General features: G+C 42.6%; 14 protein-coding genes. 1 reads left to right on the plus strand and 13 read right to left on the minus strand.

The window, feature by feature from the left end:
- Positions 1 to 27: 27 nt before the first annotated feature.
- The 8 genes from V1502_RS14820 to rpsU form a co-directional block, all read right to left on the minus strand.
- The gene (locus V1502_RS14820) at positions 28 to 990 is read right to left on the minus strand and encodes a PhoH family protein (protein WP_409251408.1); all 963 of its coding nucleotides are present in this window, start codon (positions 988 to 990) and stop codon (positions 28 to 30) included.
- A 3-nt stretch (positions 991 to 993) separates the two neighbouring features.
- Positions 994 to 2,187: a sporulation protein YqfD gene (gene yqfD / locus V1502_RS14825; protein WP_409251409.1), complete on the minus strand. Its 1,194-nt coding sequence runs from the start codon at positions 2,185 to 2,187 to the stop codon at positions 994 to 996.
- 19 nt (positions 2,188 to 2,206) lie between these two features.
- A complete protein-coding gene (gene yqfC, locus V1502_RS14830; protein WP_409251410.1) occupies positions 2,207 to 2,491 on the minus strand; it encodes a sporulation protein YqfC in 285 nt (94 codons plus the stop codon).
- Positions 2,492 to 2,559: 68 nt separating this feature from the next.
- Complete coding sequence (locus tag V1502_RS14835; protein ID WP_409251411.1) at positions 2,560 to 3,012, minus strand: hypothetical protein; 453 nt, start codon at positions 3,010 to 3,012, stop codon at positions 2,560 to 2,562.
- Positions 3,013 to 3,042: 30 nt separating this feature from the next.
- The gene (floA, locus tag V1502_RS14840; protein ID WP_409251412.1) at positions 3,043 to 4,044 is read right to left on the minus strand and encodes a flotillin-like protein FloA; all 1,002 of its coding nucleotides are present in this window, start codon (positions 4,042 to 4,044) and stop codon (positions 3,043 to 3,045) included.
- Positions 4,045 to 4,072: 28 nt separating this feature from the next.
- Positions 4,073 to 5,359 carry an NfeD family protein gene (locus tag V1502_RS14845; RefSeq protein WP_409254361.1) on the minus strand — a complete coding sequence of 429 codons (1,287 nt, stop codon included), beginning with the start codon at positions 5,357 to 5,359 and terminating at the stop codon, positions 4,073 to 4,075.
- A gap of 270 nt (positions 5,360 to 5,629) precedes the next feature.
- Positions 5,630 to 6,082 carry a GatB/YqeY domain-containing protein gene (locus V1502_RS14850; protein ID WP_409251413.1) on the minus strand — a complete coding sequence of 151 codons (453 nt, stop codon included), beginning with the start codon at positions 6,080 to 6,082 and terminating at the stop codon, positions 5,630 to 5,632.
- A gap of 14 nt (positions 6,083 to 6,096) precedes the next feature.
- Positions 6,097 to 6,270 carry a 30S ribosomal protein S21 gene (gene rpsU / locus V1502_RS14855; protein ID WP_409251414.1) on the minus strand — a complete coding sequence of 58 codons (174 nt, stop codon included), beginning with the start codon at positions 6,268 to 6,270 and terminating at the stop codon, positions 6,097 to 6,099.
- A 284-nt stretch (positions 6,271 to 6,554) separates the two neighbouring features.
- On the opposite strand from rpsU, the gene V1502_RS14860 reads away from it, so the two are divergent.
- Positions 6,555 to 7,490: a Na/Pi symporter gene (locus tag V1502_RS14860; protein ID WP_409251415.1), complete on the plus strand. Its 936-nt coding sequence runs from the start codon at positions 6,555 to 6,557 to the stop codon at positions 7,488 to 7,490.
- 391 nt (positions 7,491 to 7,881) lie between these two features.
- Here V1502_RS14860 and deoC read toward each other — a convergent pair whose 3' ends face one another.
- The 5 genes from deoC to prmA all read right to left on the minus strand — a co-directional run bounded on the left by deoC (position 7,882) and on the right by prmA (position 13,854).
- Complete coding sequence (deoC, locus tag V1502_RS14865; RefSeq protein ID WP_409251416.1) at positions 7,882 to 8,553, minus strand: deoxyribose-phosphate aldolase; 672 nt, start codon at positions 8,551 to 8,553, stop codon at positions 7,882 to 7,884.
- A 367-nt stretch (positions 8,554 to 8,920) separates the two neighbouring features.
- Positions 8,921 to 10,588, minus strand: coding sequence for a glycoside hydrolase family 13 protein (locus tag V1502_RS14870; RefSeq protein WP_409251417.1), 1,668 nt, complete (start codon positions 10,586 to 10,588; stop codon positions 8,921 to 8,923).
- 195 nt (positions 10,589 to 10,783) lie between these two features.
- The gene (gene mtaB / locus V1502_RS14875) at positions 10,784 to 12,130 is read right to left on the minus strand and encodes a tRNA (N(6)-L-threonylcarbamoyladenosine(37)-C(2))-methylthiotransferase MtaB (RefSeq protein ID WP_409251418.1); all 1,347 of its coding nucleotides are present in this window, start codon (positions 12,128 to 12,130) and stop codon (positions 10,784 to 10,786) included.
- A 5-nt stretch (positions 12,131 to 12,135) separates the two neighbouring features.
- Positions 12,136 to 12,888 (minus strand): 16S rRNA (uracil(1498)-N(3))-methyltransferase, encoded by a 753-nt coding sequence (locus tag V1502_RS14880; RefSeq protein WP_409251419.1) that lies wholly within the window; start codon positions 12,886 to 12,888, stop codon positions 12,136 to 12,138.
- 24 nt (positions 12,889 to 12,912) lie between these two features.
- A complete protein-coding gene (gene prmA, locus V1502_RS14885) occupies positions 12,913 to 13,854 on the minus strand; it encodes a 50S ribosomal protein L11 methyltransferase (protein ID WP_409251420.1) in 942 nt (313 codons plus the stop codon).
- Positions 13,855 to 13,873: the final 19 nt, after the last annotated feature.

Consider the following 13,873-nt stretch of genomic DNA (forward strand, 5'->3'; position numbering starts at 1 on the left):
CTGCAGAAATTTACTGCAGGCAGTAGGTTACATAGTATTTTTTTCATAGGCATTAATAATCTTCCCTACAAGAGGGTGGCGTACAACATCCGACTGCTCCAGATATACAAAAGCGAGTCCATTGATGTCTTTCAGAATTTTCTCGGCTGTTACAAGTCCGGATTGAGCACCTTTTGGCAAATCCACCTGTGACCTGTCCCCGTTGATGATCATCTTGGACTCGAAACCAAGCCTTGTCAGGAACATCTTCATTTGTGCCTGTGTTGTATTCTGCGCTTCATCGAGAATGACAAAGGCGTCATCCAATGTTCTTCCTCGCATATAGGCAAGAGGGGCAATCTCAATCGTTCCTCTTTCAATCAGCCTTTGTGTATGATCCGCACCCAAAACATCATTCAATGCATCATAGAGCGGCCTTAGATAGGGATCTACCTTTTCCTTTAGATCACCGGGAAGGAATCCCAGGCTCTCTCCTGCTTCCACTGCCGGCCTTGTAAGAATGATTCTCTTGACCACGCCATTTTTCAGGGCGTGAACCGCCATTACCACCGCCAAGTATGTTTTACCGGTTCCGGCAGGGCCGATGCCGAAAACAAGATCATTATTCCGGATCGCATGGATGTATTGACGCTGTCCCAGCGTCTTTACGCGTATCGGTTTACCTTTTGCATTTTTCGTTATTTCTTCATTGTATAAGTCTTCGAAGTATTCCAAGGTACCCTGCTCAGCCATTTGAAGAGCATAGGTGACATCTCGATGGCTAATGTTAATGCCTTTACGAATGACAAAAAGCAGCTTGTCAAGAATCTCCTGAGCCATTGCGACATCTTGCTCTTCCCCTGAAATATATACAGATTCTCCACGGGTCACAATTGAAATGGAGAGCTCATTTTCCATCGCTTTCAGATGGGCATCAGAAACGCCGAATAGCGCAATCGCTTCATTCGGATTATCAAGTTGTATGTTTGTGGTATTTAGTTCATCTGGCATTACTCAGTCTCCTTGAATGATTGGTTGTCCGACAGCTATGTCTTCAATTACTTTAAAGTGTACATTTAACCTTACTTTACCATTTTCAATCTGCTGGTGTAAAATTTTTTCCCCGATGACCTCTGCGCCTTCAGGAAGACCAGCCTTCAAATTATCCCTTGCAAGTTCTTTAGCTGTAGCAATTGCCTCTTTTCTGGAGTATTTCCTTGTTACGTCTTCCTTCTCTTTGACGGTTTTTTCTATATAGGTTACAGGTAATTCCCATTTAAGGAACTTCACTTTATGTTCACTGATTTCTTCTACACTGTTTTTATATTCTATCTTTCCCCAACCCCAGATTGGTAACCGAAGATTGCCTAAGGAAATATAATGCTTCACTTCTTCATTGCCGCTGAACACCTCAAAATCTGTAGTCAGGGGTAATTCTACGTTCGTTACATACCACACTTCACCGGATATAACACCCTTTGCCGCTACCGCTTTCTTTTCTTCCTGTTCTTCTTTTCCGATAAGGCCGGAAACCAGCAGCTGCCCTTTTTGGACATAGTCATTCACTTCAACCTGCGGCATCCCTTCCTCAACAAACACTTCTTTAATGACTGCTTTTTTCTTGGCCACAAGATTTCTGGCTCCAACTTTCTCCTCAGCCTCAGGTTCATTCTTTTCCACTACTTGAAAGTGGTAGGTTGTCCCCTTTAATTCAACACCAACCCAGGTGATATTGTTCATCCGGGTGGAAAGCTCCCGCTGAATGCTTTCTACATCAGGAATTGAAAACTGGAATTTCCCCTTCTTGATTCCTATTTCCTTCAGCTGCTTTTCGATTTCATATTGCGTCTGGGGACTGGCTCCCTTGATACTGATTCCCCAAACCATGTTGGACAACATTAGGATTAAGACAAGGAAGGACACGGCACCCAGTAAGAAGCCGCTGTTCTTCAATGTCCTTCTCCAAAGAAATGGTGAGCCTTGTCCTCTCAAAAAAGTGACACGGCAGTCAAACCTCCTGACTGCACGCCTAAAATTATGTAAATCTTTGAGGGATAAGTAAAAAATAAAGGTCTGCTCCCCTACTCTCTTCACTTGCCAGACAGCAATTTTAGCCCTTGTTATTTCATTTATAAATCTCTCGATACCTTTTCCTTCCACTTTGACAAGTACCTTGCCTGTAAAAAACGTCATCCACTGGTTCTTCAAACCAAACCCTCCTGATTCTTTACTGATCGAGATATACCACTTCCACGATTTTTCCTTCAAGCAGAATTTCCTCTGGGAGAATCATCTTTATAACAAAAGACTGACCTTTTATGAGAAGCTGCCCTTGTTTCAATAAAAGGCGGACTTCATTATCTGTAAAGGTCAACAGCCCTCTGTGATTTTCTATATAAATATGGATCTGGCCAATCATGGTGATACGGGGAAGGTCCATCATGACATCTTCCGGAAGGTCCATTGTTTTGGTCATCCACTGGCGCGCTTTTTGAACCCATTTTTTTGCCATACAAAAAGAACCCCCTTTCATCTCATATTTATGAAATGAAAGGGGGTTTCATCACTGTTATTTTATTTTCAGCCCCGCCAGTTTCGTTTCTTGGCCCTTGGAGGTCCCAATACTTCTGATAACACGATTCCTTTGACAAGGTCATCGCTCCCCAGGTTCTTGAGATCTACCTTGGCAGCCTTTTTTCTCGCGGGAGAATTCCGTGTTTTCACATTCACACTTTCAGCACGCTGAGTATAGACTTGTTCCTGAGACTTCAAGTCTGAAATTCTTTTCTTAGCCTCTTCTTGTTTCTCAAGAAACTTGTTCTTCCCTTGCGTTTGAATTGTTTCAATCCCTTTGTCAAAAACAGTTTCGAGATCTTTCGCTGCTTCTTCCCAGACAGGACCAGAATCAGATTCAGGACGCTGAGGGCGCTGAGGGCGCGGAGACCGCGGTTCCTGTTCGGAAGGATCACGCTTCGCCCTGTTGAAAAGCATGCTGATCAAACCTGCAATAACAAGAAATATCAGATTTTCCATAGAAAGATCCCCTTTCTCATAAGAGAAGATCTATTCATCCTGTCCCTCTTCATTCTTATCACCAGTCAACTTGCCAATGGAACCTCTCATCTCTGTATCTGCATCGATATTCTTATAGTTCATATAATCCATGACACCAATATTTCCGGATCTTAATGCTTCAGCCATAGCCAGTGGTACTTCCGCTTCAGCTTCCACAACCTTCGCTCTCATTTCTTGAACTTTTGCAAGCATTTCCTGCTCATTTGCTACCGCCATGGCTCTGCGCTCTTCCGCTTTAGCCTGGGCGATATTCTTATCAGCTTCTGCCTGCTCGGTCTGCAGCTCGGCACCGATGTTTTTCCCGATGTCAACATCCGCAATATCAATCGACAGAATTTCAAAGGCAGTACCAGCGTCAAGACCTTTAGTAAGAACTGTCTGCGATATCATATCAGGATTTTCAAGTACTTTTTTATGATTATTTGAAGAACCTATTGTTGAGACAATTCCTTCCCCGACACGGGCAACAATTGTATCTTCACCAGCACCACCGACTAGGCGGTCAATATTGGCTCTTACTGTAATACGTGCCTTTGCCTTCACTTCAATTCCATCCATTGCCACGCCGGCAATGAAAGGCGTTTCGATTACTTTAGGGTTTACACTCATTTGGACCGCTTCAAGCACGTCACGTCCGGCAAGGTCGATTGCAGCAGCTCTTTCGAACGTTAACTCGATATTCGCACGGTGCGCAGCAATCAAAGCATTTACAACACGGTCAACATTACCACCTGCAAGATAATGGCTCTCCAGCTGATTGATAGTTACAGTCAGCCCGGCTTTATGCGCTTTGATCAACGGGTTGATAATACGGCTCGGGATAACCCTTCTTAATCTCATCCCTACCAGTGTGAAAATACTTATTCTAACTCCGGCAGCAATCGCTGAAATCCACAGCATGACCGGTACAAATGTAAACAGAACCCCTAAGAATATAAGCCCTGCTACTACGGCTACTAAAACCAATATTGTGCTTGCATCTAGAACCATTTCATTTCCTCCTTAAACTCAGACCCGTTTATTCAATTTCTCTTACAACTGTTCTTGAACCTTCAACCTTTACGACTTTTACCGCCTTATCCTGACCAATGAACCCGCCTTCCGTAACAGCGTCTATCCTTTCATCATCGATCACGATGGTACCGGAAGGGCGTAATGGAGTCTTTGTAACACCTGTTGCTCCTATCAACTCCAGTCGGTTGACATTCGAGACGTATCCACTTTCAGTATTAGTTGAATCTTTTAAAATAATTTTATTAAAGAAATTCATTTTTTTACCAAACACTTTCACAAACACCACCATTGCAATGATTGCGACTATCAGCGCTATCAGTAATGATATTCCCATTGTTACTACATTGCCTCCAGCCATCAGGATACTCCCAATGACGGCTCCTACCCCTAATATGCCGGCAATACCGCCCGGAAGGAAAAATTCAGCGACTATCAATCCTATACCAATGACAAACAGAATCAAGGTTTCATATCCTGCAAGGCCTGCTACCAAGTGACCGTAGAAAAACAGCAGCAATGATGCCAACCCGATTGAACCAGCGACGCCAAATCCCGGCGAATAGAGTTCAACCACCAAACCTAAGCTCGCCAGTGAAAGAAGAATAGGCACAACAACCGGATTAGTGATGAATCTTGCCAAAGTTTCTGCAAAACTTTCTTCGACATTCACCACTTCAGCATTCTCCAGTCCCAATTTCTGCAGAAGTTCCTCCATGTTCTTTACAGTGCCTTCGGAGTAGCCTACAGATTCTGCCGTCTTGGCATCCAAGGTCAATAATTCACCTTTTCCTGCTCCCACTTCGGGAAGATCGACCGATTTATCAGCCATTGCCAAGGCATATTTAGGGTCCCTGTCACTTGTTTCAGCTGCACTTTTCATCGCTGCCAGCCAATAACTCTGCGCTTTTTCATCCGCTGAGTTACCAGCCTGGTCAATGATTGCCGCAGCCCCCATGGTTGCATTAGGCACCATGTAAATCTCATCTGCATGAAGGGAAATAAAGGCTCCTGCAGAAAGGGCACGATTATCAACAAAAGCAACCGTTTTGATCTCTGTATCATCCAGCAGTTTTCCGATATTTCCGGCTGCATCCACCAATCCACCCGGAGTATCGATATGGAAAATGATCGTATCTGCCCCAGCTTCCCGTGCATCCTCTATCCCTCTGCTTAAGAAAGCATAAAGTCCTTTTTCAACTTCTTTTTCTATTGGGATGACATAGACCAGTTCCTCTTGCGCTTTCATGGTGAATGGAAAGGAGCCGATTAATGAAACAGCGAGCAGGAGCATCAAACCGCTAATATAGATCCTCCTTAAAATATTCAATTTCTCACCCCTTTCAAATATCAAAAAAAAATGACAAGGTGCTTATATTATGTACGAAGGCAGACTTAAAAAGTTTCATTTTTTTCAAGGAGATTTTTTTGAAAGTCTTTTTGCTCGGTACAGCTACATAACCGGTCAGGCGCTCCTTCAATACTCTTCCTTTTAGTATTCTCCGAGCTCAGACAAGTCAATGACCTATTAAAAAATGAGAAGCGGAAAAACCGCTTCTCATTTTCATTGTGCTGCTAAATGATTTTGAACAAGTTTATTGACGAGAGCTCCATCGGCTTTCCCTTTAACTTTAGGCATGATAGCCCCCATCACCTTACCCATATCTGCCTTGGATGTAGCACCTGTTTCATCAATTGCTTGTTTGATGATCTCCGATACTTCCTCTTCAGACAGCTGTTCAGGCATATATATTTCGACGTAAGTCAGTTCCGTTTGGATTTTTTCAACGAGATCTTCACGGCCTGCGTTTTGAAATTCCTGGAGGGAGTCTTTGCGTTGCTTCACTTCTCGAGAAAGGACAGTCAACTCTTCATCTTGAGAAAGCTCCTGTTTCCCATGCTTAATCGCCTCATTTTGCAATGCGGCTTTCAGCATGCGGATAACAGAGAGTTTATCTTTCTCTTTGTTCCTCATAGCTTGTTTCATATCATTATTTAAACGATCGAGAAGACTCATGTTTACACCCTCTCTTAGTACTTACGTTTTCTGGCTGCTTCAGATTTCTTCTTACGCTTCACGCTTGGCTTTTCATAGAATTCGCGCTTTCTGTACTCTTGCAAAGTTCCTGTTTTAGAAACTGAACGTTTGAAGCGACGAAGAGCATCTTCAAGCGATTCGTTTTTACGAACAACTGTTTTTGACATCTCTCTTTCCCTCCCTCCGAAACACTGCACTTACATGTTCAAGTAAAGACCTTGGCAATTTGCCATCCACTAAGGGCATCTGACAAGCCTAGCTGCCCTTCACTTTGCTGCCAATAAGTGCAGCCTTTTACAGAAAGTAATCTTTCTGTATGGATATTTAAATCCATTCACTTTGCAATTATAATATAAGCCTTACATAAGGTCAACAATTTCCGATTAATTATACCTATAAATAGACATGTGTGCCTCACGCCGCTAATAGAGTATAGAAGGAGGGTGAGGACATGCTGCATTTATTATTTTTTCTATTATTGATAGGGAATTTTTTAATTGGTATGTTTTGGCTGAAAAGCGGCTTGTACAACATGGCAGAAAAAAGAATGAGCGGCTTGATCTTCAAATGGACTGACGCCCCATGGAAAGGATTTCTCATCGGGATATTCGTCACGGCCATCCTGCAGAGCAGCTCGGCTGTCATGGTACTCACTATAGGATTTGTATCCGCAGGCATTCTTACATTCAGGCAATCAATAGGAATTATTCTTGGTACCAACATCGGTACGACGATGACATTGGAAATCATCTCCCTTGATATAGGCTATTTAAGTCTTCCTTTGCTGGGGGTAGCGTTTCTACTACTTCTTCTCCCTATAAAAAACACTCAACCAATGGCTCTATCTTTTCTGGGGCTTTCCCTGATTTTCATGAGCATGCAGGGGTTTGAGGAACTGGCCAGACCGTTGGCGGATCAGAGTTTCATTCACACGTTACTGGAAAATTCGAATTCATCGTCACTGTTTTCCATCTTTCTTGGAATGGTCTTAACTGGACTGGCTCAATCCAGCACAGTCATTACCGGGATTGCCATGAGCTTTGTCGAAAAAGACATCATCACTATTTTTTCTGGAATAGCCATTATGCTTGGTGCCAATATCGGTACCTGCGTGACTTCGTACATTGCAGGAATTGGCAGCGGAAAGACAACTAAGATGACGGTTTATGCCCATATCTGGTTGAACGTTATCGGAGTATTGGTCTTTTTCCCGCTTATAACAGAATTAGGCCAGCTTGTGGAACATGTCACTCAAGATCCCGAACTGCAGCTTGCCCACGCCAGTCTTGCCTTCAATGTCATTTGTTCCACGGTGGTCCTGCCTTTTTCCAACTCTTTCGCAAGGATGATTGAGAAACTGCATGGCAGAGAAAAGACTGACAGGTAGACAGGTTACTTTCTAGTTAGTGATAGGGGTAAATGATTCTTGTTGGTATATCATAAGCATTTTTTCATAAGGGGGCTTTACGAGCCTTTCATAATGTGGGAACCAAACCTGCTTTTTTCCTTGTTAGGAGCTCTGAACCTTTATGAGACACCCTGTTCTGCTTTTTTTCTTGTTTGGGTGCTTCATGAACCTTTCATGAGACATCCTATCCTGCTGCTGCCCTTGTTTAGGTGCTCCATGAATTTTTGAGGCATCCTCATCTGCTGTTTCTCGTGTTTAGGGGCTGCATGGTGACACCCCGATTCTGGCTATATTTATGGCTTCGCTGACCAGCGACCACCCTCAAACAAAAAAAGACAACCTGCCTAAGCAGATTGCCTTCCTTAAAAAATTAGTAATCAGAGTCGCTTGTTAAACCTTGGACGATCTGTACACCGGAACTCGCTCCAATTCTTGTTGCTCCCGCTTCGATCATGTTTTTTGCATCTTCAACACTTCTAACACCGCCGGAAGCTTTGACACCGATATCAGGTCCAACAGTCTTTCTCATTAGCTTGATATCTTCAATCGTTGCTCCTCCAGTAGAGAAACCAGTGGAAGTTTTTACAAAGTCAGTTCCTGCTTCAACAGCTAATCTGCAGGCTCTTTCTTTTTCTTCATCAGTAAGAAGACTTGTCTCAATGATGACCTTTGTCAAAGCTTTACCTTTAGCAGCTTCTGTGACTGCTTGAATGTCCTGCTTTACCAGATCATCATTTCCGTCTTTAAGGGCACCGATATTAATGACCATGTCAACTTCTGTAGCACCTTTTTCAATTGCATCCTTTGTTTCAAATGCTTTAGTTTCAGAAGTTGTCGCTCCTAATGGGAATCCGATGACTGTACATACTTTTACATCCGTCCCTTGTAGAAGCTCAGCTGAATATTTTACCCAGCCAGGGTTGACGCAGACAGAAGCAAAGTTGTACTCTTTTGCTTCTTCACAGATTTTTGTTACCTGATCTTTTGTTGAGTCCGCTTTCAATAATGTATGATCGATCATTTTTGCAATATTGTTTTCCATAAGTTACACTCCTTCAACAAGTTGTCCGTACCTCTTTATTTTAACAAAGGTTCGAAGAATATACGAACTTTTTAAGATATAAAATTCTCGACGTTCTTCATTTTTATTGTATCCAAAAGAAAAAAAGATCAAGACGAATCCTGATCTTTTTTTAAGCCTCTTTTCTAAAACTTTGTTGCTATCCACTATGATATCAAGAGAAATACCCATATTTCACAGGAATTATCCTGGTAAACAAGAAAGAAAAGAGCCATTCACCCTGTTCAGTTAGATAAGCCCTTGTACCCGAGGGAAAAATCGGCCTTTGGATTTTTCCGATCGCAACAATCTATACGAATACTGCGTTTTTTTAGTAAGCCATCAAGCATTAATTCGTGAGTCTGTAAACCCTTGCCTCATACGGTTGCAATGTTATGCTGCTGACACCATTGTGCGGCTCTACAGGATAATTGTTCAAGAGCAGCCCTTCTGAACTTACTGAAATTTCATCCAGTTCAGCTTCAACAGTCTTTGTGGAAAGGTTTGTAATGACAAGTACTTTTTCATTTTCAAGCGATCTGGTGTACGCGTAGATTTGCTCATGCTTCTCTAGAATTAAATCATAAATTCCGTAAGTAAAGATGTCATTGTTTTTCTTGACGGCAATCATTTTTTTATAGAAGGAAAGGATGGACTGGTCATCTTGAGTTTGATTTTCAACATTGATGGTTTTATAGTTTGGATTCACTTTCATCCACGGATTGCCTTCAGAGAATCCACCGTTCCTATCATTGGACCATTGCATCGGTGTACGGCTGTTATCTCTGGACGAAGCCCAGATGATTTCCATGATCTTCTCGTGGGACTCTCCATCTTCAAGCTTAAGTTTATAAAGATTTTTGACCGCTACGTCATCATAATCTTCAATGGAAGGGAACTGGACATTGGTCATCCCGATTTCCTGTCCCTGATAAATAAATGGTGTGCCCTGCATCAAGAAGTACATGGCAGCCATTGCAGTGGCACTTTCCTTCCAGAATTCCTCATCATCTCCCCAGGTGGACACCACTCGGGGTTTATCATGGTTTTCAATGAATAATGCATTCCAACCATCGCCTTCAAGCCCTTTTTGCCAACGGGTCAACACCTTCTTCAGTTCTACGATATCAAGGTCAGGATTTGTTTCGGCATCCCATAATCCAAGATGTTCGAACTGAAAGATCATATCCATTTTTCCTTTTTCCTCACCAACCCAAAGCTCTGCCTCATCTGCGGTTACCCCATTTGCCTCACCAACAGACATCACATCATAATTTGCATAGGTCTTATCTTTGAATTCCTGTAGAAATTTATGGATGCCTTTCTGGTTCATATGCATGTCAAAGGAGGAAACATATTTCTTATTTTTTGGATTCGGCATGTCGGGCAGGCCGGGACGTTTTTTGATATGACTGATGGCATCGATCCTGAATCCATCGATTCCTTTATCCAGCCACCAATTTACGGTGTCATAAAGAGCTTCCCGGACCTCTTCATTTTCCCAATTCAAGTCAGGTTGTTTTGTGGAGAACACATGCAGATAATATTGCTTTGTCTTTTCATCGTACTCCCAAGCGGACCCGCCGAATATGCTCTCCCAGTTGTTAGGCTCTTTTCCGTTTTTGCCGTCAAGCCAAATGTACCAATCACGCTTTTCATTATCGATGGACGAACGTGATTCTATAAACCACTGATGTTCATCACTTGTATGATTTAACACTAAATCAATGATTAATTTCATTCCCCTTGAATGGACTTCCTTCAATAGGTTATCGAAATCTTCCATTGTCCCGAAATCCTCCATGATATCCTGGTAATCCGAAATATCATACCCGTTATCATCATTGGGGGATTTATACATTGGACAGATCCAGATGACATCAATACCCAGGTCTTTTATATAATCAAGTCTTTGAATGACTCCCTGCAGATCCCCGATTCCATCACCATTGGAATCCTGAAAGCTGCGAGGATATATTTGATAGCCGACGGCTTCTTTCCACCATACTTTTTTCATTGTAAAACACCTCATACTAAAGATTTAAAAAATAACTTAATATGCGCAATCGTTTGCACTAACCTGTAAAAAAAATAACCAAATGTTTGTGCTTTCTTATACGTCTTTAGTTTACAGCTAATCAGGAAACTAATCAATAAGGTTTTTTAGAAAAGTAAAAACCGGTTCAAAAAATAACTGAACCGGTTTTCTCCATCAGCTGGCTGCTGTTGTCTTTTCCTCTTCCAACACTCTGACAAACTGCCCTTCATTATAAGGATAGCCCGCTTTATTAATCTTCACTTTCACAAGCTTACCAACCATATCTTCTGTTGCAGGGAAGACCACTTTCAGGTAGTTATCTGTATACCCTACATAAAGTCCGCTGTCTGGTTTTTCTTTATAGACCTCTTCAGGAATTACTTCTAGTACTTCGTCCTCGAACTGTGATGCGTATTCTTTTGCAAGCTGGTTAGATAGCTCGATTAAACGATGAACACGTTCATTCTTGATTTCTTCCTCTATTTGGTCTGTCATTCTTGCTGCCGGGGTACCCGTACGCTTGGAATAAGGGAATACATGGAGTTCAGAGAACTTATGCTCTTTGATGAAATTATATGTTTCCATGAACTCTTCTTCCGTTTCACCAGGGAACCCTACAATTACGTCAGAAGTAACCGCAAGACCAGGAAGAGCTTTTTTCAGCTTTTCCAATCTTTCAGCAAAGAACTCCATTGTATATTTTCTTCTCATTCTCTTCAGTACTGTATTAGAACCGGACTGTAGAGGAATATGCAAGTGCCTTACAACCAATTTGGAGTTATCGATGACTTCAATTACTTCATCAGTCAGTTGACTCGCTTCAATGGAAGAAATCCTGATGCGTTTCAGTCCTTCCACCTTCTCTTCAAGATCGCGAAGAAGCATGGCAAGATTATAATCTTTCATATCTTCACCATAGCCACCTGTATGGATCCCCGTCAAGACGATTTCTTTATACCCGGCATCGACAAGCTGCTGGGCCTGGCGGATAACTTCCTCTGGTTCACGGGAGCGCATTAACCCTCTCGCCCAAGGAATAATACAGAAAGTACAGAAGTTATTACACCCCTCCTGAATCTTCAAGGAGGCACGGGTGCGGTCGGTGAAGGCAGGAACCTGCAATTCTTCATACACACGGTTTTTCATGATGTTTCCTACACCGTTGATCGGTTGTCTTTCCTCTTTGAACTGTTCAATATACTCCAGCATTTTTCTGCGATCCTGTGTACCGACCACGATATCCACTCCCGGAATAGCCATGATTTCCGCAGGGGACGTCTGGGCATAACACCCTGTTACACAGATGACGGCATCAGGATTTTTCCTGATGGCACGCCTGATGACCTGGCGGCTTTTTTTATCACCTGTGTTTGTGACTGTACATGTGTTTATGACATAAACATCTGCTGTATTCTCATATTCAAGGCGCTCATAACCCTGTTCTTTAAATAATTGCCAAATAGCCTCTGTTTCATAGTGATTCACTTTACAACCGAGGGTATGAAAAGCTACTGATGGCATATTTTTCACCTCATTAGTTCAAATTGATAGGATGCGGCAGAAAGCACATACAATGGCGCCGTTTCTGCACGCATGATCCTTGGCCCTAGACCACAGGAAACAAATCCATGATCTTTAAGGACTGTAACTTCTTTTTCGGTCAAGCCGCCTTCAGGTCCGAAAACCGCAAGCAGCCGTTTACCAGGTTTTGCCCCTTTCAGTATGCCTGCCAGGTTGCTTTGTTCCCCGGTCTTGGCATCTTCTTCATAGGCAATGATTTTATGATCATAGTCAGTGGCAAAGGTTAACAGTTCTTTCAGAGAAACGGGGGATTTTACATAAGGGACATGCTGACGGTGGGATTGTTCAGCAGCCTCCTTGGCAATCTTCTCCCATCGCTCTACCTTCTTCTTCGCTTTCTTCTCATCCCATTTTACAATTGAGCGATCTGCGGTAAAAGGGACAAATCCTTCTGCTCCAAGCTCAGTCCCTTTTTGGATGATCAACTCCAATTTATCCCCTTTTGGCAGTCCGCTCGCGATAGTGATTCTAACCGGCATTTCTTTTTCATCTGTTTCCCATTGTACTATCCTTGCTTCAAGACAGTCACTGGAAATCGTTTCAATTTCAGCTTTTGCCGATGCAGCATTTGGAAAGACAACGTAGAATAAGCTGCCCTTAGTCATTCTCATGACACGGACCATATGATGAAAGTTTTCGCCATCTATGATAACTGGTACCCCTTCTTGAAACTGCTGATCTATAAAATATCTTTGCATCGGTCATCACCCTTTATAAGACAGTTATTCAGGTTTCTTTGCGATGATGGCAACCCAGTCTTCCATCAAAATAACTTCATCGATTTCAAATCCTGCTTCGATTACAGCAGACTTGACCATCTCTTTTTTCTGTCCAATGATTCCGGAAGTAATGAAATATCCTCCTGGCTTCACAATTCTTGCTGCATCATTCGTGAATCTCAATATGACTTCAGCCAGTATGTTCGCGACAACGATATCCGCACCTTCGGAAACACCATCGAGCAGATTATTTTGACTGACAGCCACTCGATCGTGGACTTTATTCAACTTCGTATTCAGCCGAGCAGAAGTGACTGCCACTTCATCAAGATCAAACGCTTCGACCTTTTCAGCCTGCAGCATTGCAGAAGCAATACTAAGGACACCTGAACCAGTACCGACATCAATGACATGATATCCTGGCTTGACGGTTCTTTCCAATGCCTGTATACACATGACGGTTGTCGGATGCGTACCGGTCCCAAAGGCCATCCCTGGATCCAGTTCAATGATCAGCTCATCGCTGTTCACCGGTTCATACTGTTCCCATGTAGGCACAATCGTGAACTTTTCTGAAATTTTAACCGGGTTATAATATTTCTTCCAAGCAGTTGCCCACTCTTCTTCATTTACTTCTGAAATCTCAACTTTATTTCTTCCGATGTCGATGTCATATTTCACAAGGTTTAGTATACTTTGTTTGATTTCATCGACGGTTTCGCCAAGAAAACTGTTGACTGGGAGATATGCTTTTACAATGACTCCTTCTTCAGGAAAATCGTCAGGATTGAGTTGGTAGATCTCTCCGAAAATGTCTTCACGCTCTTTTTCCAATTCAAATGGATCTTCAATGACGACTCCGCTGGCTCCTGCTTCATGAAGAATATTTGAAATTGGCTCAATTGCTTCATTCGTTGTGTGTATGCTGATTTCTGACCATTTCATCGATTCTACCAACTCCGTT

The sequence above is a fragment of the Rossellomorea sedimentorum genome (assembly GCF_046237645.1).
In the GTDB taxonomy this organism is placed as follows: Bacteria; Bacillota; Bacilli; order Bacillales; family Bacillaceae_B; genus Rossellomorea; species Rossellomorea sedimentorum.

Bases quoted from the DNA above. Each gene is read 5' to 3' on its own strand.
- V1502_RS14820 (WP_409251408.1), bottom strand. From the start codon at position 990: ATGCCAGATGAACTAAATACCACAAACATACAACTTGATAATCCGAAT.
- yqfC (WP_409251410.1), bottom strand. From the start codon at position 2,491: ATGGCAAAAAAATGGGTTCAAAAAGCGCGCCAGTGGATGACCAAAACA.
- V1502_RS14835 (WP_409251411.1), bottom strand. From the start codon at position 3,012: ATGGAAAATCTGATATTTCTTGTTATTGCAGGTTTGATCAGCATGCTT.
- floA (WP_409251412.1), bottom strand. From the start codon at position 4,044: ATGGTTCTAGATGCAAGCACAATATTGGTTTTAGTAGCCGTAGTAGCA.
- V1502_RS14845 (WP_409254361.1), bottom strand. From the start codon at position 5,359: ATGCTCCTGCTCGCTGTTTCATTAATCGGCTCCTTTCCATTCACCATG.
- V1502_RS14850 (WP_409251413.1), bottom strand. From the start codon at position 6,082: ATGAGTCTTCTCGATCGTTTAAATAATGATATGAAACAAGCTATGAGG.
- rpsU (WP_409251414.1), bottom strand. From the start codon at position 6,270: ATGTCAAAAACAGTTGTTCGTAAAAACGAATCGCTTGAAGATGCTCTT.
- V1502_RS14860 (WP_409251415.1), top strand. From the start codon at position 6,555: ATGCTGCATTTATTATTTTTTCTATTATTGATAGGGAATTTTTTAATT.
- deoC (WP_409251416.1), bottom strand. From the start codon at position 8,553: ATGGAAAACAATATTGCAAAAATGATCGATCATACATTATTGAAAGCG.
- V1502_RS14870 (WP_409251417.1), bottom strand. From the start codon at position 10,588: ATGAAAAAAGTATGGTGGAAAGAAGCCGTCGGCTATCAAATATATCCT.
- mtaB (WP_409251418.1), bottom strand. From the start codon at position 12,130: ATGCCATCAGTAGCTTTTCATACCCTCGGTTGTAAAGTGAATCACTAT.
- V1502_RS14880 (WP_409251419.1), bottom strand. From the start codon at position 12,888: ATGCAAAGATATTTTATAGATCAGCAGTTTCAAGAAGGGGTACCAGTT.
- prmA (WP_409251420.1), bottom strand. From the start codon at position 13,854: ATGAAATGGTCAGAAATCAGCATACACACAACGAATGAAGCAATTGAG.